The 22368-nt window shown below is 72.3% G+C and carries 15 protein-coding genes; 6 read left to right on the top strand and 9 right to left on the bottom strand.

Translation table 11 applies throughout. From position 1 onward, the window contains the following. Positions 1-128 precede the first annotated feature (128 nt). The 3 genes from ACZ38L_RS28365 to ACZ38L_RS28355 form a co-directional block, all read right to left on the bottom strand. Positions 129-1844: a DEAD/DEAH box helicase gene (locus ACZ38L_RS28365; protein WP_465698481.1), complete on the bottom strand. Its 1716-nt coding sequence runs from the start codon at positions 1842-1844 to the stop codon at positions 129-131. A gap of 165 nt (positions 1845-2009) precedes the next feature. Beyond that, complete coding sequence (locus ACZ38L_RS28360; RefSeq protein WP_396561433.1) at positions 2010-2213, bottom strand: cold-shock protein; 204 nt, start codon at positions 2211-2213, stop codon at positions 2010-2012. 298 nt (positions 2214-2511) lie between these two features. Then, complete coding sequence (locus tag ACZ38L_RS28355; RefSeq protein ID WP_465698479.1) at positions 2512-4701, bottom strand: MMPL family transporter; 2190 nt, start codon at positions 4699-4701, stop codon at positions 2512-2514. A gap of 561 nt (positions 4702-5262) precedes the next feature. On the opposite strand from ACZ38L_RS28355, the gene ACZ38L_RS28350 reads away from it, so the two are divergent. After that, positions 5263-6123 carry a polysaccharide deacetylase family protein gene (locus ACZ38L_RS28350; protein WP_465698477.1) on the top strand — a complete coding sequence of 287 codons (861 nt, stop codon included), beginning with the start codon at positions 5263-5265 and terminating at the stop codon, positions 6121-6123. Positions 6124-6301: 178 nt separating this feature from the next. Next, positions 6302-7828: a serine hydrolase domain-containing protein gene (locus ACZ38L_RS28345; protein WP_465698475.1), complete on the top strand. Its 1527-nt coding sequence runs from the start codon at positions 6302-6304 to the stop codon at positions 7826-7828. 12 nt (positions 7829-7840) lie between these two features. On the opposite strand, the gene ACZ38L_RS28340 is transcribed toward ACZ38L_RS28345, so the two are convergent. The 4 genes from ACZ38L_RS28340 to ACZ38L_RS28325 form a co-directional block, all read right to left on the bottom strand. Continuing rightward, positions 7841-8623: an exonuclease domain-containing protein gene (locus ACZ38L_RS28340; RefSeq protein WP_465698473.1), complete on the bottom strand. Its 783-nt coding sequence runs from the start codon at positions 8621-8623 to the stop codon at positions 7841-7843. Between the two features lie 138 nt (positions 8624-8761). Next, positions 8762-10123 carry an iron uptake transporter deferrochelatase/peroxidase subunit gene (efeB, locus tag ACZ38L_RS28335; RefSeq protein WP_465698471.1) on the bottom strand — a complete coding sequence of 454 codons (1362 nt, stop codon included), beginning with the start codon at positions 10121-10123 and terminating at the stop codon, positions 8762-8764. After that, complete coding sequence (gene efeU, locus ACZ38L_RS28330; RefSeq protein ID WP_465698469.1) at positions 10123-12210, bottom strand: iron uptake transporter permease EfeU; 2088 nt, start codon at positions 12208-12210, stop codon at positions 10123-10125. Before efeU ends, efeB begins: the two co-directional genes overlap by 1 nt. A gap of 201 nt (positions 12211-12411) precedes the next feature. After that, positions 12412-13674, bottom strand: coding sequence for an SAV2148 family HEPN domain-containing protein (locus ACZ38L_RS28325; protein ID WP_465698467.1), 1263 nt, complete (start codon positions 13672-13674; stop codon positions 12412-12414). 356 nt (positions 13675-14030) lie between these two features. Here ACZ38L_RS28325 and glgX point away from each other — a divergent pair, with 356 nt between their 5' ends. From glgX to treZ, 3 genes are all read left to right on the top strand, one after another. Next, entirely contained in the window at positions 14031-16136 is a 2106-nt protein-coding gene (gene glgX / locus ACZ38L_RS28320) for a glycogen debranching protein GlgX (RefSeq protein WP_465698465.1), read from the top strand. A 69-nt stretch (positions 16137-16205) separates the two neighbouring features. Further along, the gene (gene treY, locus ACZ38L_RS28315; RefSeq protein ID WP_465698463.1) at positions 16206-18452 is read left to right on the top strand and encodes a malto-oligosyltrehalose synthase; all 2247 of its coding nucleotides are present in this window, start codon (positions 16206-16208) and stop codon (positions 18450-18452) included. Next, a complete protein-coding gene (gene treZ / locus ACZ38L_RS28310) occupies positions 18449-20161 on the top strand; it encodes a malto-oligosyltrehalose trehalohydrolase (RefSeq protein WP_465698461.1) in 1713 nt (570 codons plus the stop codon). Before treY ends, treZ begins: the two co-directional genes overlap by 4 nt. On the opposite strand, the gene ACZ38L_RS28305 is transcribed toward treZ, so the two are convergent. Together ACZ38L_RS28305 and ACZ38L_RS28300 are read right to left on the bottom strand one after the other, a co-directional pair. Then, on the bottom strand, positions 20142-21038 hold the full coding sequence (locus tag ACZ38L_RS28305; protein WP_465698459.1) for a transketolase family protein: 897 nt from the start codon (positions 21036-21038) through the stop codon (positions 20142-20144). The two genes, treZ and ACZ38L_RS28305, sit on opposite strands and share 20 nt — an antisense overlap. A 49-nt stretch (positions 21039-21087) precedes the next feature. Beyond that, positions 21088-21789, bottom strand: a complete 702-nt coding sequence (locus tag ACZ38L_RS28300) for a transketolase (protein ID WP_465698457.1) — start codon at positions 21787-21789, stop codon at positions 21088-21090. A gap of 55 nt (positions 21790-21844) precedes the next feature. Here ACZ38L_RS28300 and soxR point away from each other — a divergent pair, with 55 nt between their 5' ends. Next, positions 21845-22309, top strand: a complete 465-nt coding sequence (soxR, locus tag ACZ38L_RS28295) for a redox-sensitive transcriptional activator SoxR (protein ID WP_465698455.1) — start codon at positions 21845-21847, stop codon at positions 22307-22309. Positions 22310-22368 lie beyond the last annotated feature (59 nt).

The raw sequence follows: 22368 nt of genomic DNA, 5'->3' as shown, positions 1-22368 counted from the left end.
CCCCCCCCCCCCCCCCCCCCCCCCCCCTCCCCCCCCCCCCCCCCCCCCCCCCCCCCCCCCCCCCCCCCCCCCCCCCCCCCCCCCCCCCCCCCCCCGCTGCTCCAGTGCGTGGAACCGGTCCGATGGTGTCAGCGGGCCGGACGGCGCTGGCGTCCGGTGCCGTAGTTGGAGCCGCTCTTCGAACCGCTGCCCGGCTTCGCGGCGCCGCTCGACTTACCCAGGAACCCGGCCGCCGTACGGGGGTTGCCGCCACCGCCGGTGCCACCGCCGAGGCGCTGCTTGGGGCGCGGCCGGCGCGGGTTGCCGTTCACGTCGACGTCCTTCGGACGCGACGAACGCGGCCCGCCGGTACGCCGCTTGGCGCCAGCAGCCGCGGTACCCGCGCCCTCGGTCGGAGCGGCGGCCGAACCCGGAGTCGCGACCACCGCCGGCGCCAGCGTCACCGCGACCCCCGACGGGGTGCGCGCGCCGGTGATCCGGGTCAGCTCGGCGTCGCCGGGACGGACCTTGGTGGTCACCGGCCGGATGCCCGCCGTCGACATCAGCTTCGTCATGTCACGCCGCTGCTCGGGCAGCACCAGCGTGACCACCGTGCCCGACTCGCCCGCCCGGGCCGTGCGGCCACCGCGGTGCAGGTAGTCCTTGTGGTCGATCGGCGGATCAACGTTGACAACCAGGTCGAGCCCGTCAATGTGGATGCCACGCGCCGCGACGTTGGTCGCGATCAACGCCGTGACCTGACCGTCGCGGAACTGGTCCAGCGTACGGTTGCGCTGCGGCTGCGACTTGCCGCCGTGCAGCGCGGCCGCCCGGACGCCGGTCGCCAGCAGTTGCTTGGCCAGCCGGTCCGCGCCGTGCTTGGTGTGCACGAACATGATCACGCGCCCCTCGCGGGAGGCGATGTGCGCGGTGGCGGAGGCCTTGTCCGCCGGGTCGAGCTGGAGCACGTGGTGCTCCATGGTGGTCACCGCGCCCTGCGAGGGGTCCACCGAGTGGGTGACCGGGTCGGTGAGGAAGCGCTGCACCAGCCGGTCGACGTTGCGGTCCAGAGTGGCGGAGAAGAGCATCCGCTGGCCGCCCTCGGCCACCTGCTCCAGCAACTTGCTGACCTGCGGCAGGAAGCCCATGTCGGCCATCTGGTCGGCCTCGTCCAGGACGGTGACGGCCACCTCGTCGAGCCGCACGTCCTGGCGGCCGATCAGGTCGTCGAGCCGGCCGGGCGTGGCGACCAGGACCTCGGCGCCGCGGCGCAGCGTGTTGGCCTGCCGGGTGATCGACATGCCGCCGACCACGGTGGCGATCCGCAGGTTGACGGCGGTCGCGTACGGGGTGAGCGCCTCGGTGACCTGCTGGGCGAGTTCCCGGGTGGGCACCAGCACCAGAGCGAGCGGCTTGCGGGCGTCCGCGCGGCGGCCGGCGGTGCGGGCCAGCAGCGGCAGGCCGAACGCCAGGGTCTTGCCGGAGCCGGTCCGGCCGCGGCCGAGGACGTCACGTCCGGCCAGCGAGTCGGGCAGGGTGGCGGCCTGGATCGGGAACGGCTCGGTGACGCCCTCCCGGGTGAGCGCGGCGAGCAGCGCCTTGGGCATCTCCAGCTCGGCGAAGCTCGCGGCCGGCGGCCGGGCGGGGGTGCCCACGACCACCGTGAAGTCGGCGGGCGCCGCGGTGACCCGCGGCCGGGCGGCGCCGCGACCGCGACCCTGACCGCCCTGCGGCGCGCCCGAGCTGCCCTGCCCGCCCTGGCGGGCCTGGCCCTGACCACGGCCACCACCCCGGCGGGCCTGTTCGGGCCGACGCGCCTGGTCACCCCGACGCGACTGCTCGGATCGGCGGGCCTGTTCGGTCATACGGATGCTCCATCCTGAGCGGTCACCGTCAAAGGGTGACCCGAGGGGTCGGCCGCCAGGAGGGGGTTCGCCGCCCCGGCCGTTCGGCGGCATGGGCGAAGGCCCGCACCGTGAGGTACGGGCCTTCGCTGCGTCGTGCGCGCTTCCAGCAGTGTGCCGGAAATGTCAGATGACGCGGATGTTCTCGGCCTGCGGGCCCTTCTGGCCCTGGGTCACGTCGAACTCGACCTTCTGACCCTCGACCAGCTCGCGGAAGCCCTGAGCCTGGATGTTCGAGTAGTGGGCGAAGACGTCAGCGCCGCCACCGTCCTGCTCGATGAAGCCGAAGCCCTTTTCGCTGTTGAACCACTTCACGGTGCCGGTAGCCATAACCGTCTCCTCTAAAACTGGGGCATCGAGACCCGCACCTCGCGAGCCTCAAGTAGCCGCGATCCCCATCCGGAGATGACACCGGACAAAACAAATGCGCCTGTTGGTTGGTACCAGCAGGCGCACACAAACGTTCATGGGAACCAAAACTGCAACTACGTCGACTGTAGCACGGCAGGCGACAGAACGATCGGATTATTTTCGCACCATGGCCCACCCCGCAGCTCGGCGGAGTGGGCCATGGCACTACTACCGGTCCGGTACCGGCTCGCTGCCGGCCGTCATCGGCCCGCCCGGACTAGCGCAGGCCCGCCGGCTCCGGCTCACCTTCGCTGTGCCGGCTCCCGGCCAGCACGGTCGAGCCGCCGTGGCCGTGGCCCGCCATGTCGCCGTGCCCCGGCCACCAGGCCTTGCGGCCCAGCAACGCGGTCAGCGACGGCGTGAAGAACATCGCCATCACGAAGGCCGACACCACGATGCCGAAGGCCACCGAGAAGCCGATCTCGCTGAAGAGCGAGTTCCCGGCCAGCAGCATGGTGGCGAAGGTCGCCGCCAGGATGCCACCCGCCGCGGCGACGGTCGGACCGCCGTGCCGGAGGGCCAGGCTCGCCGCCTCCCGGGGACCGTGGCCCTCCCGGGCCTCCTCCCGCAGTCGGGCGATCATCAGGATGTTGTAGTCGGTGCCGATCGCCACCACGAACAGGTAGATGAACATCGGCAGCATGAACATCAGCCCGGAGGTCTGGCTGCCGAAGGTCACGAAGACCAGCGTGGTCGCGCCGACCGTGGCGCCGAAGCCCAGGCCGACCGCCGCCATCAGGTACCAGGGGGCGACGACGCTGCGCAGCAGCAGGCCGAGGATCAGCATGATCAGCAGCGCGGCGATCGGGAAGACCAGCTCGTAGTCGTGCGTCATCGCGGTGTCGATGTCCTTGTACACCGCCGTGATGCCGCCCACGTAGGCACGGGTGCCCTGCGGCGCGTCGGCGTGCGCGACCGAGCGCAGCGGGCCGATGACGTCGATGGCCGCGTTGGACTCGGGCGAGTCCCTGAGCGTCACGCTGTAGTTGGCGGTCAGGCCGTCCTTGCTCAGCTGCGGCTGCGGGCTCACCTGGGCGACGCCGTTGACCTTGGCGAGCGCCGCGCCGAACGGCGCGAGTTCGGCCTTGTCCAGCGGGCTGCCGTTGGTCGAGGTCAGGAAGACCTGGGACGGCTCGGCCGCACCGGCCGAGAACGCGCTGGTCATGGTGGTCTGGACCACCATGGACTCCTTGGTCTTCGGCATCGAGCCGGAGGCCAGGTCGAAGGTGCCCTTGTAGCCGGTGGCCCCGAGGGCGAGACCCACCAGCAGCAGGCCGGAGACCGCGGCGACGACGCCCGGACGGCGCTGCACCAGGCCACCCAGGGCGGCGAAGCGGGCGTTCTTCGGCTCGCGCCGCCAGGCCTTGCCCGGCCAGAACAGCACCTTCTGCGGGATCAGCGACAGGATCGCCGGCACCAGGGTGACCGAGGCCAGCGCCGTCACGAAGACCGCGATGGCCAGCGACGGGCCGAGGCTCTTGAACATCCCGAGGCTGGAGAGGATCAGCACGCTGAACGCCACGATGACCGCGCCGGCCGCCGAGGAGATCGCCTCGCCGACCCGGGCGACCGCGTTGACCACGGCGGTCTTCCGGTCGTCCCCGGCCCGCAGCCGCTCGCGGTAGCGGAACATCAGGAAGAGGAAGTAGTCGGTGCCGACACCGAACAGCACGACGATCAGGATCGCCGAGACCGAGTTGTCCGCCTGCAGGCCGAACCACTTGCTGGCGTAGCCGATCAGCCCGTTGGCGACCATCGAGAAGACCGCGATCGACATGACCGGCAGCAGCGCGATGATCGGGCTGCGGAAGATCAGCAGCAGGGTGAGCAAGATGATCACCACGGTGCCGATCCCGATCAGCGCGTTGGCCAGCTGGGAGGAGTCCTGCTGGTCGAGCGCCTGCGCGGCGGAGCCGCCCAGCTGCACCTTGAGGTCGGTACCGCTGGCCAGCGCCTTGCTGTCGTCACGCAGCTTCTTGGCGGTGTCCGTGGTCCCGGTGCCCTGCTTCGGGGCGTCCTTGGTGAAGCCCACCATGGACAGCGCGTCCTTGCCGTCCGCCGAGATGCTCCGGGCACCGACCGGCACGATGGTCTGGACGTACTGGATGTTCTCGGCGGTCAGCCCCTGGACCACCTTGTTCATCGCGGCCTGGTCGGCGGCGTCCAGCTTGCCGCCGTCGTTGCGTTGGAACAGCAGGATCGCCGACGGCGTGAAGTTGGCCGGGAAGGCCTTCGTCTGCAGGTCGGACGCCTGGATGGACTCGTAGTGCGAGGGCAGGAAGGCGCTCTCGTCCGTCTGCGCGGTCAGCTTCGGCGCGGTGGCGACGATGGCGACGGCGGCGACGATCCATGCGACTATCACCCACCAGGCGCGCTTGACAACGAATTGTCCGATTCGGTGGAACATGCTCGATGCCTCCTGGGCATGGTTCACCGCAGCCCTGGGGGGACGGGATGCCGGGCGACGGCTGGGAGACCGGCGGGCGACACGCCTTAGCCGGTCGGCAGGTAAGTGAACGTGGAGGCATCCTACGCGAGATTACTTGCCGACCGGCAAGTGCCCCCATCTCCGGGATGCCATCCGGGGCACGGTCCGGCTGCCCCGCCACCATCCTGACCCGATCACCCCCTCACCGACCTCGTGCTCCGGGTGGAGACTCCTCCCCCTCAGGGTGGAGTTCCGCTCAATACCCAGGTCGGAGCGGACTTGACAGAAACCCCGAGGAAACCCCCACCACCCCCTCCCCCCAGCACGCCCCGAGCCGCCGCGGAGCCACGACACGCCCGCCTCAGAAATCAGTTTCGGCGCCCCGGTCGGCGCTCAACTCCGGCGCCACGCACAGCTTCTCCATATCATGGAGATAATATGATCAAAGGATGAGCGCATCAGAGCGGCTCCACTCAGGTTCATGGTCGTAACAGCAGCCATCCACCCCGGACGGCTGGTCGCACGTCAGGAGCCGCCGCCATGCCGGAACGTGGCACCACCCACCGCCCCCTTCCCCGCCGCACCGCCGCCGGTTGCACCGCCCTGCTCTCCCTCGCCCTGGCCTGCTCCTGCGGGCTCGGCGACGGCCAGGGCGGCCCGCGCACCCACGGTCAGGCGAGCCCGAGCAGCACCCTGAGCGCCGGCCCCGGCAACGACGCCGCCGGGAAGGCCCGGCCCAAGCCCGCCCCCGGGGACAACACCCCGTCAGCCCCGCCCGCCCAGCAACCGCCGGCACCGCCCGACTCCTCGGTCGCCTACCACACCGCCGGCGGCGGCCGGACCGTCGCGCTCACCTTCGACGACGGCCCGGGGCCGGCCACCGGCCAGATCCTCGACCTGCTCGCGAAGTACCACATCAAGGCGACCTTCTGCCAGGTCGGCGAGGAGATCGTCAACTACCCGGACATCGACAGGCGGATCCTCGCCGAAGGCCACCGGCTCTGCGACCACACCCTCACCCACCCGCAGCCGATGTTCACGCTCTCCTCCGCCCAGCAGGCCCAGGAGGTCCTCGACGCCAAGGAGACCATCATCGAGGCCGGTGGCCCGGGCACCCGCGTCACCTGGTTCCGCGCCCCGGGCGGCGACTTCACCACCGCCAACGTGAAGACCGCGGTGGAGCACGGCATGCGCCCGCTCGGCTGGACGGTCGACCCGGTCGACTGGTCCGACCCCGGCGTCGACAGCATCGTCACCACCGTCAAGCAGGAGCTCCAGCCCGGCGGGATCGTGCTGTTCCACGACGGCGGCGGCGACCGCAGCCAGACCGTCACCGCCGTGAGCCGGCTCCTCCCCTGGATGATCGGGCAGGGCTACAGCTTCGACTTCCCCGAGAACTGACCGCCCTTCCCTCCTCCCAGCCCCGGCCCGGGGACCCCGGGACCCCGGCCGGCAGACCCGAACGGATCAGTCCCCACCCGCACGGCCGCGCGCCCGGACCACCCGGACCTTACGTTGGCCATGGCCCGGCCTCCCCGGCGCCAGATCCCCCGCCGACCGCCGAGAGAGGCACCCCGACATGACGGACCGAGTCGAGCGCCCGTACCCCCGAGCGCCCCACCGCCGGACCCTGGCCGCCTCCCTCGCGGTCCTCACCCTGCTGCTCGGCTCGGGCTGCGCAGCCGACCGTGCCACCGACTCCGCGGTGGCCGCCAACCCGTCCGCCTCCGCGTCCGCCTCCGGCATGGTGACGCTGACCCCGGCGGTCAGCGCGCAGCTCGACGCCGCGATCAAGCAGGTGCTCCGGCAGGCCAACGTGCCCGGTGTCATCGTCGGCATCTCCAGCCCGAACAACGGCAGCTACACCAAGGCCTTCGGCGTCGCCAACACCGGCAACAACACCCCGATGTCCACCGACATGAACATGCGGATCGGCAGCGAGACCAAGAGCTTCACGGTCACCGCGCTGCTCAAGCTGGTGGACGCGGGCAAGGTCGGCCTGGACGACCCGATCTCCAAGTACGTCCCGGACGTGCCGAACGGCGACAACATCACCCTTCGCCAACTCGCCGGCATGCGCAGCGGGTTGTACCCCTACACCGCCGACCAGGACTTCGTGCGCGCACTGCTCGCCAACCCGAACCAGCAGTTCACCCCGCAGCAGCTGCTCGGCTACTCCTTCAAGCACCCCGCGGGATTCGCGCCGGGCAGCCGGTTCCAGTACTCGAACACCAATACCATCCTGCTCGGTCTCGCGGTCGAGAAGGCGAGCGGCCAGCCGCTCGGCAGCTACCTCCAGCAGCAGGTGCTGATGCCGGCCCAGCTGTCGCACACGGTCTTCCCGACCGACGCGACCTTCCCCGCCCCGCACGCCCACGGCTACACCAACCAGACGTCGAACGGCACCGTCGCCGACGCGACCAACTGGAACCCCTCCTGGGCCTGGGCCGCCGGGGCGATGATCTCCAACCTCAGCGACCTGCAGAGCTGGGCCAAGACCCTCGCCACCGGCAGCCTGCTCACCCCGGCCACCCAGTCCCAGCGCCTCCAGGAGCGGTCCACCGGCGCCCCGGGCACCAGCTACGGCCTCGGCGTCTTCACCGACAACGGCTGGGTCGGCCACAACGGCTCGCTGCCCGGCTACCAGACCCTGGCCGTCTACCTCCCGAGCGCCGACGCCTCCCTGGTCGTGCTCGCCAACACCGACGTCGGCTACCAGGGCAACGAGGTCTCCACCCTCTTCGGGCAGGCCATCACCAGCGTCATCAGCCCCGGCAACGTCTACACCCTCCCGGCGATGTTCCCCTCCCCCGCTGCCTCGGCCTCCCCGTCGAGCTCCGCCTCCGCGACGGCTTCGGCTTCGACATCGGCATCGGCATCGGCATCGGCATCGGCATCGGCATCAGCGACGGCTTCGGCATCGGCATCAGCGACGGCTTCGGCATCGGCATCGGCATCGGCATCGGCATCGGCATCGGCATCGGCATCAGCATCAGCGACGGCTTCGGCATCGGTTTCAGCATCGGCATCGTCGAGCACCGCCGCGTCGCCCAGCGCGCGCGCCTCGGCCTCCGGCACCAGCGCCCCCTCCGCGATCAACGAGTGACCGCCCCGGCCTTCAGCGCAACGGCCAGCGCGGGTCGATGACCGCGTCGGGGGTGGTCACGCGCAGCCTGGCCTGCCGGGATTCGGCCCAACCGCGGTACCAGCCGATCTGGTGGGTGTGCAGCGCCTCCAGGGTGAGGTCACCGACCTCGCGGGGGTAGCGCTCGGCGAGGGCGACGGCGAGTCGGACGGCGGCCAGCGCGTCGGCGGCGGCGGTGTGGGCGTCGGCGAGCGGGACCCCGTACACCTCGCAGACGTGCTGCAGGGTGCGCGGGCCGGGCCGGTCACGGTCCACCGCGCGGTCGATCACCAGCGCGTCCAGCACCGGGACCACCAGCCGGCCGGCCAACCGCTCGGCGAGGGCGGGCCGGCCGTACCGGCGCAGCTCGGCGTCGAGCAGCGAGAGGTCGAACGGGGCGTTGAAGGCCACCACGGGGTGGCCCTGGGCGAGCCGGACGCACAGCGCCGCCGCGATCTCCTCGACCGCCTCGGCCGGGTGACGACCGCCGGCCCGCGCCTGCTCGTCGCTGATGCCGTGGATCGCCTGGGCCTCCGGCGGTATGGGGACGCCGGGAGCGAGCAACCAGTGCCGGGCCCGGGTGGGGGTGCCGCCGAGGGTGTCGACCAGGGCGGCGGTGACGATCCGGGACTCGGCGGGGTCGGTCCCGGTGGTCTCCAGGTCGAAGCCGACCAGGCCGCGCTGCCACCAGGCGGGACCGGCGGAGGGCACGGGGGCGGGCGGTATGGGGGTGGGGGTGTCGTGGTTCATCGCTCTGGCCCGCTCTGCTCCGTCCATCGCCGGCGCCCTTCTGTTCAGCTGCCGCGTCGCATGGGCCCATCATCGCCGCCACCTGTGACAGTGCGCGGAGCGGGAACGCCACGGGCGGCCGGGGCGTGACCGCCCCGACCGCCCGTGGGTCGTGCCGAACCCCCGTCAGGCGGCGGCGAACATCCCGCGGCCGAGCCAGTCGTTCGCGTCGCGGACGCCCGGCAGGACGAAGAAGTAGCCGCCACCGGTCGGCGAGATGTAGTCGACCAGCGGCTCGTCGATCAGCCGGGTCTGGGTGGCCTCGAACTGGCGCTGGACGTCCTGCTGGTAGCAGCAGAAGGCCAGCCCCATGTCGAGGTTGCCGACGCCGTCGATGCCGCGGTCGTAGTTGTAGCCACGGCGCAGGATGCGCGAGTCGTCGGTCTGCTGGGTGCGCGGGTTGGCGAGGCGGATGTGCGCGTCCAGCGGGATCGCGTTGCCCTGCGGGTCCTTGGCGTAGTCGGGGGTGTCGGTCTCCTTGGCGCCGTCCAGCGGCGCGCCGGTGTCCTTGCGCCGGCCGAACATCTGCTCCTGCTCGGCGAGCGAGACCCGGTCCCAGAACTCGACCAGCATCCGGATGATCCGGATGACCTGGTAGCTGCCACCGGTCGCCCAGGCCGGCTCCCCGCCGCCGCCCTGGACCCAGACCAGCTGGTCCATCTCCCGGGACGACTTGACGTCCGGATTGGCTATGCCGTCCTTGAAGCCCAGCAGGTTGCGCTGCGCGCCGGTCGGCCGCGGCGCGCTCTGGAAGCCGTCGATCCGCCACTTGACCTGCATCGCGCCACGGGTGTGCTTGGCGATGTCGCGCAACGCGTGCAGCACGGTGTCCTGGCTGTTGGCGCAGATCTGCAGCGACAGGTCGCCGTGCAGCTCGGCGGCCTGCAGGTTGTCGTTGGGGAAGGTCCGCATCGGGGTGAGCTTCACCGGCTTGGCCTTGGCCAGCCCGTACCGCCCGTCGAAGAGCGAGGCGCCCACCCCGACGGTCACCGTGAGGTTGTCGCTGGGCACGGTCGGGCCGAGGATCCCGTTGTCGGACGGCGGCGCGCCGACGCCCAGGTCCGGCGGGGTGCCACCGGAGGTGAGGAACCGGATCCGGTCGGTCAGCATGTGGAAGAGGTCCTCCAGCGCGTTGCGGTCCGGCGCGATCACGGTGAACGCGACGAACGCGGCGGCGGTCTGCTGCGCGGTGGTGACGCCGGCCTGGTGGACGCCCTCGAACGGGATGGCCGCGTTGGCCGGGGTCCCGGTGTCCGCGGCGGCCCGGTCGCCGCTGCCGAGGACCAGACCGCCGGCACCGACCAGCGCCGCGCCGGCCGCGCCGACGCCGAGCGCGGCGCCGAGGAAGCCTCGCCGGGCGGGCCCGGCCGGGCAGCCCGCGGCCTCGGCCTGCCGGGCGAGGGCGGCCCGGGCCGCCTCGGCCTTGTCGGCCGCGAGGGCCTGGTGCGGGAAGGGGCAGGACCCGATGGTCTCGTGCTGGCTGGTCATCAGGCGGACTTCCGGATCTCAAGAAGGTCGGGGATCGGGGAGAGGTCTTCGAGCAGTTGGCCGGTGGCGCCGTTGAGCTGCGCGCGGACCGTGGTGTCGAGCTGTTCGACCGGGGTCCAGCCGCTGTCCGGGTGGTGCTGGGAGGCGAGCAGGTCGGCCACCCGCTTGACGTCCGCGTTGACGGTGCCGAGCAGCTGCGGGCTGCGCGCCTGGATCAGCGGCTGCAGGACCGTCAGCAGCTCCTGGGTACCGGCCAGGTTGGCCTGCGCGGTGGCCAGGTTGGTGCCGCTGCCCTCGTCGGTGTCGGCGGTCAGCTCGAACTGGAGGGTGTTCTCCAGGATCTCGTGGGTGCGCAGCGGCAGGTCGGTGGGGTCGAAGTCCTGGCTCGGGAACGCCTTGCCTAGGCCGTCCACGTCGCTGACCAGCTGGTCGGCGACCGGGGTGAGGTCGGCGGCGCTCTGGTTGTGCCAGAGGCCGTACTCCAGGCGGTGGAAGCCGCTGAAGTCCTTGTCGTCGACGCCGTCCGGCAGGCCGTCGGCCCGTCCGTTGATCTTCTTGTCGAAGTCGGCGAAGGTGCCGTAGGCGGCGCCCAGCGAGGAGTACTGCAGGTGCGCGGTGAGCCAGTCGGCGCGGGCCGCGTCGAGGTCGCCGCCGTGCACGTCGGCCTGCAGCTTCTGGGTCTGCGTCAGCAGCGTGGCCAGGCCGGACTGGACATAGGTCTTGTAGGCGGCGAGCGGCCCGTTGAGGTCGTCCTCGGAGACCGGGAGGACGGCCGGGACGGCGCTCTGACCCCCGGTGACGTGCACGGTCTGCGAGGTGACCGCGGTGCCGCCGGTGGGGACGCAGCGCCAGGCGTAGTCGCCGTTGCCGATGGTGGCGGTGAGCGGGCGGGTGGTGCCGGGGGCCAGGCCCTCGACCTCGCCGTAGACCGCGTTGGTGGTGGGGTTGACCAGGTAGACCTCGGAGGTCTTGCCGCCGGCGTTGTGCATCTGGAAGGTCTGCTGGCCGGGCTGCGGGGCGGTGAAGCCCTTGCCGCAGTCGGACTGGGCGTCGGAGACGGTGACCGTGCCGGCGGCGGCCGGCTTGTCACCGCTGACGGCGATCACCACACCGGCCACCACGGCGGGGACGGCGACCAGGGCCGCGGGCAGCAGCCAGCGCGGGCGTGACGGCCCGGCGGCCTCGGCGGCCGGCGCGGGCTCGGTGGTCTCAGCAGTCTCAGCGGCCGGCGTCGCCGCGGCGGCCTCGGTGGTCTCGGCGGCCGGCTTCGGCTCGCTCGCCCGCACCCCCATCACGAAGAGCGGCAGCACGACCGCCAGGTACAGCACGTACGCCACGACCTGAAGCCAGCTCATGCTGACGGTCAGGTTGAACACGCCCTGCACCAGCGTGGCGTACCAGGACCCGGCGTCCACCGACCCGCTCAGGTCGAAGGCGTACGCGTGCCCACCGGGCAGCACCCCGCCCTCCTGCAGGTCACCCAGCCCGTAGCTGAGCACCCCGGCCGCGATCACGATCAGCACCAGGCCGGTGTTGGTGAAGAACCGGGTCAGGTTGATCTTCAGCACCCGCCGGTACAGGCCCCAGCAGAGCCCCGCCGCCAGCACCAGGCCGATCCCCGCGCCGATCGCCGGTCCGGTCGCCTCACCGGCCGAGCGCGCGGTGGTCCACAGGAAGAGCGAGGTCTCCAGCCCTTCCCGGCCCACCGCCAGGAAGCTGGTCAGGACGAGCACCCCACCGCCCATGCCGAGGGCGGCGGTGACCCTCTCCCGGATCTCCGAGGAGAGGTTGCGGGCCGAGCGGCGCATCCAGAAGACCATCGCGGTGACGAAGGCGACCGCGATGATGCTCAGCGCGCCGCCGAAGGCCTCCTGGGACGTCCCGGAGAGGTTGGCGGCGGTGAAGGTGAGCACCGCGCCGAAGCTGAGCGCGAGGCCTATCGCGGCGAGCACACCGGTCCAGACCTGCGGAAGGCGGGCCTTCTGGCCGGACCGGACCAGGGTGGCGACCAGGATCGAGACGATCAGACCGGCTTCCAGACCCTCCCTGAGCCCGATCAGAAAGCTTGGAAAAGCATCGTCCAACATGGACAGTGCACTCCTCCCCGGGCCCACCCGGTCACACCTGAGAACAATCGCAAGGGCATGCGTTCGGCCAGCGCCGGCTGCGCTTAGCTTAGGCACACCTTAGTCACACCCTCGGGGCGCGTCCATGCCGGGGGTATACCGAGGCTTTGCCATGCCTTGTCGAACGGATGTACGACTGCTCAGCTCACGAGCGGGAACCGCTCAGCTCACCGGCCGCGAATCGGCCCAGACTCCCTCGAACTCCTCCCGGTAGACCTCGAGCAGCCCCGGCTCCTCCCCCCCGTCCCCGCCCGGCACCGCCCGCAGCACCAGCGCCGGCGACTCGATCCCGCGCGCTCGCCGCAGGTACGGCTGCACCACCCCGAGGTCGCCGCCGCGCCGCCGCGAGCCCGCCGCCCGCGGCCCCTCCACCAGGTAGGCGGTGAACCGCGGCGTCTCGTCGAACACCCGGATCTCGAAACCGCCCTGATCGCGCAGCCGGGCCCGGACCCGGCGGACGTGCATGATGTTCATCTCGATCGACCGGGACAGCTCACCCCGCCCCAGCCCCAGCTCCCGCTCCCGCCGGCGCACCGCGCTGCTGGCCGGGTTGAGGAAGAGCAGCCGCACCCGGCAGCCGTCGGCGGCCAACCGGACCAGCCGCTTGCCGGTGAAGTTCTGGCAGAGCATGCCCAGCCCGATGCCCAGCGCGTCGAGCCGCCGGGCCCCCTCCAGCAGGTCCTCCACCGGCAGGTCGCGCTGCAGCCTCACCCGGTCCGCGTGTACCGCGGCGACGTCCGCGTACCGGCCGGCGACCAGCTCCTCGATCACGTCGGCCGGCAGGCCCGCCGCCGTGGCCGAGCGCCCGTCCAGCAGGCTGAGCACCCGGGCGGCGGCCCGCTCGGTCTGCGCCAGCACGGTCGGCGAGAGGCTGCGGTTGCGGGAGACCACGTGCCGGGCGACCTCCAGCTCGTCCAGCGCCAGCTCGATCTCCCGGCGGTCGTCCAGGTACGGCTCGAAGCACGGCCAGTGCTGCACCATCAGCTCGCGCAGCTGGGGCAGCGTCAGGAAGACCAGCGGATCGTCGTCGGCCGGGTCGAGCAGGTAGCCCTTGCGGCGGCTCACCTCGCGGACGGCGGTGGCCCGTTGCACCCACTCCTCGCCGACCGGGCCGGCCGCCGCGGTCACCCAGTCCGCGCCGTGCGCGGGGGCGTAGACCGGGCGCAGCAGGTCGTCCAGGAGCGAGCGCAGCCGCTGTTCGACCAGGTTGAGCCAGACGTAGGCGCGGCCGGTCAGCCGGACCCGCTGGTAGGCGCGCTGCCACTGTTCGCTGCTCCAGCCCGGGGCGGCCGGGTCGGGGGCGGCCTGGGCGGGCACCAGCCGGCCACCACCGGGCGAGCCCAGCACGACCGTCGGGGCCTCCGTCCGCCCGCCAGGTGCCGCACCGCCGAGCCCGTCGGGCCAGTCGTCGGCGGGGAACACCATGCGATACCTCACCTCTCGGCGCCGCTCCCGCGCGGAGGGCGTGACGATCAAGGATACTGCCCGGCCCCTCGCCCCGGCAGCCCGTTGCGCCGGCACGCCATCCGAAAGAGTCCCGGTCGACGCCCCGGAGTCGCGGCGGACGGACACCCGTTCGGGCGAACTACGGCTGAAAGGGCGTCAGTGGAGGGGTCGGAGCGGCAACGATGCCATGACAGCGCGTACCCCGGTCCTGTGCCGTGCGTCACGATGGGTGGCGTGTACACATGTGGTACGCGCCACCCGGGCATACCGCACCCAGCGGTGCGCCGACGTCCCAGGGGGCAGCCGCTCCCGTGATTCCAGGGAGTTGAACGCTCATGCAGGTCTGGCCGGGACAGCCGTACCCCCTCGGTGCCAGCTACGACGGGGTGGGCACCAACTTCGCCGTGTTCTCCGAGAGCGCCGACCGGATCGAGCTCTGCCTGCTCGCCGAGGACGGCACCGAGACCGCCGTCGAGCTGCGCGAGACCGACGCCTTCGTCCGGCACGCCTACCTCCCGGGTGTCCACCCCGGCCAGCGCTACGGGTTCCGGGTGCACGGCCCCTACGATCCGGCCCGCGGTCGCCGGCACAATAGCGCCAAGCTGCTGCTGGATCCGTACGCCAAGGCGATGAGCGGCACCATCGACTGGGACGAGTCGGTCTACGGCTACCACTTCGGCGCACCCGAGCGCCGCAACGACCTCGACTCCGCCCCGCACACGATGCACTCGGTCGTCATCAATCCGTACTTCGACTGGGGCAACGACCGCCACCCACGCACCGAGTACCACCGCACGGTGCTCTACGAGGCACACGTGAAGGGGCTGACCCGGCTGCACCCCGGGATCCCCGAGGAGATCCGCGGTACCTACGCGGCGCTCGCCCACCCCGCGCTGATCGAGCACCTGGCCAAGCTCGGCGTCACCGCGATCGAGCTGATGCCGGTGCACCAGTTCGTCCGCGACCACCGGCTGCGCGACCTCGGGCTGACCAACTACTGGGGCTACAACACCATCGGCTTCTTCGCCCCGCACGGCTCGTACTCCTCGGTGGGCGACCGCGGCCCGCAGGTGCAGGAGTTCAAGTCGATGGTCAAGGCGCTGCACGCGGCCGGGATCGAGGTGATCCTCGACGTGGTCTACAACCACACCGCCGAGGGCAACCACCTGGGCCCGACCCTCTCCATGCGCGGCCTGGACAACGCCTCGTACTACCGGCTGGCCACCGACCAGCGGTACTACATGGACACCACCGGCACCGGCAACAGCCTGCTGATGCGCAGCCCGCACGTGCTGCAGCTGATCATGGACTCGCTGCGCTACTGGGTCACCGAGATGCACGTGGACGGCTTCCGGTTCGACCTCGCGGCCACCCTGGCCAGGCAGTTCCACGAGGTCGACCGGCTCTCCTCGTTCTTCGACCTGGTCCAGCAGGACCCGATCGTCTCCCAGGCCAAGCTGATCGCCGAACCGTGGGACGTCGGCGAGGGCGGCTACCAGGTCGGCAACTTCCCCCCGCTGTGGACGGAGTGGAACGGCATGTACCGGGACACCGTGCGCGACCTGTGGCGTGGCGAGAACGCCACGCTCGCCGAGTTCGGCTCCCGACTGACCGGCTCCGCCGACCTCTACCAGGACGACGGCCGCCGCCCGCTCGCCTCCATCAACTTCGTGACCTGCCACGACGGTTTCACCCTGCGCGACCTGGTCTCCTACAACGAGAAGCACAACGAGGCCAACGGCGAGCACAACCGGGACGGCGAGTCGTTCAACCGCTCCTGGAACTGCGGCGCCGAGGGCGCGACCGACGATCCGGAGGTGCTCCGGCTGCGGGCCCGCCAGCAGCGCAACTTCATCGCCACCCTGCTGCTCTCGCAGGGCGTGCCGATGCTCTCGCACGGCGACGAGCTGGGCCGCACCCAGCTCGGCAACAACAACGCCTACTGCCAGGACAACGAACTCTCCTGGGTGGCCTGGCCGGAGAGGTCCGAGCTGCTGGAGTTCACCCAGGGCATGGTCTGGCTGCGCCGCAACCACCCGGTCTTCCGGCGCCGCCGGTTCCTCCGCGGTCGCCCGGTCGCCGGGACGCACGACGACCTGACGGACATCGCCTGGTTCACCCCGTCCGGCGACGAGATGACCGACCGGGACTGGGGCACCAGCTACGCCAAGTCACTGACGGTCTTCCTGAACGGCGCGGCGATCTCCGAACCGGACCGCCGCGGCGGGCGGATCATCGACGACTCGTTCCTGCTGCTGTTCAACGCGCACAGCGAGTCGCTGCAGTTCACCGTGCCCAAGGAGCACGGCGAGGAGTGGCAGGTGGTGGTGGACACCACCCAGCCGGTGCTGCCCACGCCGGGGACCGGGCTGCGGGTGAAGGCGGGCGACGGGCTGTGGCTGACGGACCGTTCGCTGCTGGTGCTGCAACGACCGGCCTGAGCGGCCGCGGCTTCGCCCGTCCGCCGGTCCTGGGTCGTAGGGTCCGGTTACACCGGGTAGGCATGTGGTGTGACTTTCGTATCGAGATCCGTCCCCTCGGCGAGCTACCGGCTCCAGCTGCAGCCCTCCTTCACCCTGACGGACGCCACCCGCGCGGTGCCGTACCTGGCCGACCTCGGCGTCTCCCACCTGCACCTCTCCCCGCTGCTGGAGGCCTGCCCCGGCTCGACGCACGGCTACGACACGGTCGACCACACCCGCATCAGCGCGCAGCTGGGCGGCGAGCCGGCGCTGCGCGAACTCGCCGCCACCGCACGGGCGCACGGGCTCGGCCTGATCGCCGACGTCGTCCCCAACCACATGGCCGTCCCGGTCCCGGAGCGGCTCAACGACCCGCTCTGGCAGGTGCTCCGGGACGGGCCGCGGTCCCGCTACGCGCACTGGTTCGACATCGACTGGGCGGCCCAGGGCGACCGGGTGCTGCTGCCGGTGCTGGGCGACCGGCTGGGCGCGGAGCTGCCCCAGCTGAAGGTGGATCAGGACGCGCTGCGCTACTACGACCACGTCCTCCCGTTGCGCCCCGGCACCGAGCACCTCCCGCTGCCCGAGCTGCTGGAGCGGCAGTGGTACCGGCTGGCCTGGTGGCGCCTCGCCCGGAGCGAGCTGAACTACCGCCGGTTCTTCACCATCAACGAGCTGATCGCGCTGCGGGTGGAGGACCCGGAGGTCTTCCAGGCCACCCACGGCGTGCTGCTGCGGCTGCACGCCGAGGGCGTGCTGGACGGGTTCCGGGTGGACCACCCGGACGGGCTGGCCGACCCGCGCGGCTACCTGCGCCGGCTGAGCGCGGCGACCGGTGGTGCCTACCTGGTGGTGGAGAAGATCCTCACCGGCGACGAGCGGCTGCCCGCCGACTGGCCGTGCGCCGGCACCACCGGCTACGACGCGCTGCGCCGGATCGACGGCGTGCTGACCGACGGCCCGGGCGCCCGCCGGCTGGCCTCGCTCTACGCCGGCTACACCGACCTGCTCTCCACCGCCGCCGAGCAGGCCCGGCGGGCCCGGGCCGAGCTGGTCGCGCCGGAGGGCGAGCTGTCCGCCGAGCTGAACCGGCTGGTCCGGCTGGCCGACCGGATCTGCGCCGCCGAGCCCGCGCTGGCCGACCACCGGCCGTCGGCGGTGCGCGCCGCGCTGTGCGAGTTGCTGAGCGACTACCCGGTCTACCGGCGCTACCCCGAGCCGGTCGAACGGACCGTCAGCACGCCGGAGAGCACCGAGCGGTTCGTCGAGCTGCTGGCGCACGGAGAGCTCGGCGGCGACCCGGCCAAGGACGAGTTCCGCACCCGGTTCGCCCAGACCGCCACCGCGGTCGCCGCCAAGGGCGTCGAGGACACCGCCTTCTACCGCTGGTACCCGCTGCTCAGCCTGAACGAGGTGGGCGGCAGCCCCGGGACGCCGGGCGTCGAGCCGGCCGACTTCCACCACTGGTGCGCCCATGTCGAGGCGCACTGGCCGCTCAGCATGACCGCGCTCTCCACCCACGACACCAAGCGCAGTGCCGACGCCCGGGCCCGGCTCGCCGTCCTGGCCGAGCTGCCCGAGCGCTGGCTGGCCGAGTGCACGGCCTGGTCCGAGCTGGCCGGCGGGCTGGCCGACCGGAACGCCGAGTGGCTGCTCTGGCAGACCCTGGTGGCCGCCTGGCCGATCGCCCCGGACCGACTGGCCGGCGTGCTGGTCAAGTCGCTGCGCGAGGCCAAGCTGGCGACCAGCTGGATCGACCAGAACCCGGGCTACGAGGCCACCGTCACCGACTACGCCCGGGCCGTGCTGGCCGACCCGGAGCTGAGCGCGCGGATCGGGCGGTTCGTCGACTTCCTGGCGCCGTTCGCCCGCAGCAACAGCCTCTCGGCCGCGCTGCTGCACCTCACCGTGCCCGGCGTGCCCGACCTTTACCAGGGCAGCGAGTTGACGTTGTACACCCTGGTCGATCCGGACAACCGGGCGCCGGTGGCCCTCGGCCGGGCGCCCGAGGAGCTCCCCGGGACGGCCCGCGAGAAGCTCCGACTGACCCGGGCCGCGCTGCGTCTGCCCAGGCCACTGGGCCCGTACCGGCCGTTGGAGACCAGCGAGCACCTGGTCGCGTTCCAACGCGGCGAGGACCTCACGGTCGCGGTGACCCGACTGCCGTACACCCTGGCGCGCTGTGGCGCGCGGGTTACCCTCGACCTGCCGGGGCGCTGGCGCGACGTACTGACCGGTCGTCAGCACGAGGGTCCCGTCGACACCGTCGCCCTGCTCATCCGGGAGTCATCGTGAAGTACCAGGTCTGGGCCCCGATCGCGGACCGCGTGGAGGTCGAGGTCGACGGCGCTCCGCACGCGCTGGCCCGGGAGGCCGGCGGCTGGTGGCGGGGCGAGGCACCGGCCGGGCTGGACTACGGGTTCCGGCTGGACGGCGGCCCGGCGCTGCCCGACCCGCGTTCGGCGCGCCAGCCGTACGGCCCGGACGGGCTGAGCCGGCTGGTCGACCACGCCGCCTTCCGCTGGTCCGACACCCCCTGGCAGGGCCGCCCACTGGCCGGCGCGGTGGTCTACGAGCTGCACGTCGGCACCTTCACCCCGGCCGGCACCTTCGCCGCCGCCGAGCAGCACCTGGACCACCTGGTCGAGCTGGGCGTGGACTTCGTCGAGCTGCTGCCCGTCTGCCCGTTCCCGGGCCGGCACGGCTGGGGCTACGACGGCGTGTCGCTCTGGGCGGTGCACGAGCCGTACGGCGGCCCGGAGGGGCTGAAGCACTTCGTGGACGCCGTGCACCGCAAGGGGCTCGGCGTGATCCTGGACGTGGTGCACAACCACCTCGGGCCGTCCGGCAACCACCTGCCGCGATTCGGCCCGTACTTCACCGACCGGCACCAGACCCCGTGGGGCGCGGCGGTCAATCTGGACGCCCCCGGGTCGGACGAGGTGCGGGCCTACCTGATCGGCAGCGCGCTGGCCTGGCTGCGCGACTACCGGGTGGACGGCCTGCGGCTGGACGCGGTGCACGCGCTGGCCGACACCCGGGCGCTGCACTTCCTGGAGGAACTCGCCGCCGCCGTCGACGCGTTGGCCGCGGCGGTCAACCGGCCGCTCTTCCTGGTCGGCGAGTCCGACCTCAACGACCCGCGGACCACCGCCCCCCGGCAGGCCGGCGGTCTCGGCCTGACCGCGCAGTGGAGTGACGACTTCCACCACGCGCTGCACGCCGCGGTGACCGGCGAGGCACAGGGCTACTACGCCGACTTCGGCCGGGCGCCGCTGGCGGCGGTCGCCAGGACGCTGACCCGGGGCTGGTTCCACGACGGCACCTGGTCCTCGTTCCGCGAGCGACACCACGGGCGGCCGTTCCCCCTCGACTACGGTCACCGGCTGCTCGGTTACTGCCAGACCCACGACCAGATCGGCAACCGGGCGCTCGGCGACCGGCTCACCCCGGACCAACTCGCCCTGGCCGCCGCCCTGGTGCTCACCTCACCGTTCACCCCGATGCTCTTCATGGGCGAGGAGTGGGGGGCGAGCACGCCCTGGCAGTACTTCACCGACCACACCGATCCGGGCCTGGCCGAGGCCGTCCGACAGGGCCGGCGGCGGGAGTTCGCCGCCCACGGCTGGACCCCCGAGCAGGTGCCGGACCCGCAGGCGCCGCAGACCGTGCTCGGTTCGGTGCTCGACTGGAGCGAGCCCCGGCAGCCGGTACACGCGGAACTGCTGGACTGGTACCGGACGTTGATCCGGCTGCGGCGAGCCCACCCGGAGCTCACCGATCCCCACCTGACCGCCGTGCGGGTGGAGTTCGATGAGGAGGAGCGCCAACTTACCGTCCACCGCGGGCACTTGCTGGTCAGCGTCAACCTCTCCGACAAGCCGCACGACCTGCCCGCCGGGCGGGTGCTGGCCGGGTACGGCGAGCACGCGGCGGGGCGGCTCGGGCCGCGCTCCTGCGTGATCGCCCTGGCCGGGCCGGACGTCAGCGCAGAAAGCCGCTGATCCGCTCGCGCAGGCCGGCCGGGTCCAGGCCGTAGCCCGCCAGGTGCTCCTCCATCGAGCCGTAGTGCCGGTGCTCCTCGCGCGGCACCCCCAGGCCGAGCAGCCGGTGCGGCAGGTCGGCGAGCGCCTGGCCGGCCGGCGACGCCGAGGTGCCGGCCAGGTAGGGCTCGACCAGCACCACGTCCGCCCGGGCCGCCTCGGTGGCGGCGCGCAGCGCGGCGGCGTCGAACGGGCGGACGGTGGCGGCGTAGAGCACCGTGACGTCCAGGCCCTCGGTGGCCACCAGCACGCCGTCCAGCATCGGGCCGACGGCCAGCACCACGCCGCGCCGGCCGGTCCGGACCGTCCGGAACTCCCCCGGGCGGACCGGCTGGGCGGCAGCGTTCCGGTGCAGCGAGAGCCGGACGTACTGCAGGCTGTCCCCGTCGGCCACCGCGTGCCGCAGCAGCAGTTCGGCCTCGTCGGGGTGACCGGGCACGTGCACCTGCCAGCCGGGCAACGTGTCGAGCAGCGCCACGTCGCCGGGGGACATGTGGGTGCGGCCACCCGCGGGCCAGTCGTACGAGCCCAGCGCGCTGACCAGCACCGCGCCGACGCCCTGGTGCACCAGGTCCAGCTTGACCTGCTCGAAGGGGCGCTCGATCAGGAAGCTGGCGAAGGTGTGGGCGATCGGCCGCAGGCCGGCCAGCGCCAGCCCGCCGGCCACCCCGATCAGCAGCTGCTCGCGGATCCCGACGTTGACCACCCGGTCGGGGTGGGCCTGGGCCGCGGCGGCGAACGGGGTGGCGCCGATGTCGGCGAGGACCAGGGCGGTCCTGGGGTCGGTGCCGAGCAGTTCGGTGGTGACGGTGGTGAAGCGGTCGCGCATGGTGTCCATCGGTGGTTCCCCCCTGGGGCGTCACGGAGCTGGGCGGTTCGGCTGGTGCTCAGGAGCTCTTGGGCTCGACCCGGGCGACGACCGCGTGCGGCCGGCCGGGGTGCTCGGCGGTGCAGGCCGCGTACAGCGCGTCGTGATCGCGGCCGTCCACGGTGGCGGTCGACCAGCCGGCCGAGCCGAAGCGCTCCGCGATGCCGCCCGACCAGCCGTGCGTGGCCGAGGAGTTGTCGATCACCAGGACGTGCAGCCGATCCAGCGCGACCGCCCCGGCGAAGGCCAGCGCCTCGTGGTTGCTGCCCTCGTCGAACTCGGCGTCCCCGATCAGGCTCCACACGGCGGGCCCGGGCCGGCCCTGGGCGCGCAGGCCGAGCGCGGTGCCGACGGCCAGCGGCAGGCCGTGGCCGAGCGAGCCGGAGCCGATCTCGGCGCCGGGCACCAGCAGCCGGTCAGGGTGGTGACCGAGCGGGGAGCGGTAGCCGCCGAAGCCGGGCAGCCACTCCACCGGCAGGAAGCCCTTGGCGGCGAGCACCGCATAGTAGGCCATCGGGCCGTGGCCCTTGGAGAGCAGGAAACGGTCACGGTCGGCGGCCCCGGGCGCGGCGGGGTCGATCCGCAGCACCCGGTCGTAGAGCACCCAGAGCGCGTCCAGGGTGGAGGTGGCGGCGGGGCCGTGCTTCTCGTCGCCGGTCATCAGGCTCATCAGGCCCGCCAGGTCCTGGTAGCCGTACCGGTCGGTCTCGGTGGAGATCATGGCACGAGTCTGCGACTTCAAGCGGACTTGAAGTCAAGCCCTATGCTGGGGCCCCATGACACCCACTCGGCACGACCGGCTGACCATCGGTGAGCTCGCGGCCCGCAGCGGTCTGGCCACCTCGGCACTGCGCTACTACGAGGAGCTCGGACTGATCCACGCCGAGCGCACGGCCGGCGGCCAGCGCCGCTACCAGCGCCAGATGCTGCGCCGGGTGGCCTTCGTCCGCGCCGCCCAGCGGGTCGGCCTCTCATTGGAGGAGGTTCGCGACACCCTCGGCCGGCTGCCGGCCGACCGCTCGCCCAACGCCGCCGAGTGGAGCGCGGTGGCCACCGCCTGGCAGGCCCGCATCGATCGGCGGATCGCCGAACTGTTCACCCTACGTGGGCACTTGACGGGCTGCATCGGCTGCGGCTGCCTCTCCCAGGACAGTTGCGCGCTCTACAACCCGCGGGACGTGCTGGGTGCCGACGGACCAGGTGCCCGCAAGCTTCTCCCGCCCGCGCCCGACAGGCCCTAGTCTCGTGTTCTGAACGTCAATCACCACGGGGGGAAACTGTGCTGACGCTTCATCAGAAC

It is taken from the genome of Kitasatospora sp. NPDC024654, assembly GCF_055559155.1.
This window is presented reverse-complemented; position numbering and strand designations above follow the sequence as displayed.

Excerpts from the sequence above, each read along its gene's own strand:
- ACZ38L_RS28365 (WP_465698481.1), bottom strand. The coding sequence starts at position 1,844 with ATGACCGAACAGGCCCGCCGATCCGAGCAGTCGCGTCGGGGTGACCAG.
- ACZ38L_RS28360 (WP_396561433.1), bottom strand. The coding sequence starts at position 2,213 with ATGGCTACCGGCACCGTGAAGTGGTTCAACAGCGAAAAGGGCTTCGGC.
- ACZ38L_RS28355 (WP_465698479.1), bottom strand. The coding sequence starts at position 4,701 with ATGTTCCACCGAATCGGACAATTCGTTGTCAAGCGCGCCTGGTGGGTG.
- ACZ38L_RS28350 (WP_465698477.1), top strand. The coding sequence starts at position 5,263 with ATGCCGGAACGTGGCACCACCCACCGCCCCCTTCCCCGCCGCACCGCC.
- ACZ38L_RS28345 (WP_465698475.1), top strand. The coding sequence starts at position 6,302 with ATGACGGACCGAGTCGAGCGCCCGTACCCCCGAGCGCCCCACCGCCGG.
- ACZ38L_RS28340 (WP_465698473.1), bottom strand. The coding sequence starts at position 8,623 with ATGGACGGAGCAGAGCGGGCCAGAGCGATGAACCACGACACCCCCACC.
- efeB (WP_465698471.1), bottom strand. The coding sequence starts at position 10,123 with ATGACCAGCCAGCACGAGACCATCGGGTCCTGCCCCTTCCCGCACCAG.
- efeU (WP_465698469.1), bottom strand. The coding sequence starts at position 12,210 with ATGTTGGACGATGCTTTTCCAAGCTTTCTGATCGGGCTCAGGGAGGGT.
- ACZ38L_RS28325 (WP_465698467.1), bottom strand. The coding sequence starts at position 13,674 with ATGGTGTTCCCCGCCGACGACTGGCCCGACGGGCTCGGCGGTGCGGCA.
- glgX (WP_465698465.1), top strand. The coding sequence starts at position 14,031 with ATGCAGGTCTGGCCGGGACAGCCGTACCCCCTCGGTGCCAGCTACGAC.
- ACZ38L_RS28305 (WP_465698459.1), bottom strand. The coding sequence starts at position 21,038 with ATGGACACCATGCGCGACCGCTTCACCACCGTCACCACCGAACTGCTC.
- ACZ38L_RS28300 (WP_465698457.1), bottom strand. The coding sequence starts at position 21,789 with ATGATCTCCACCGAGACCGACCGGTACGGCTACCAGGACCTGGCGGGC.
- soxR (WP_465698455.1), top strand. The coding sequence starts at position 21,845 with ATGACACCCACTCGGCACGACCGGCTGACCATCGGTGAGCTCGCGGCC.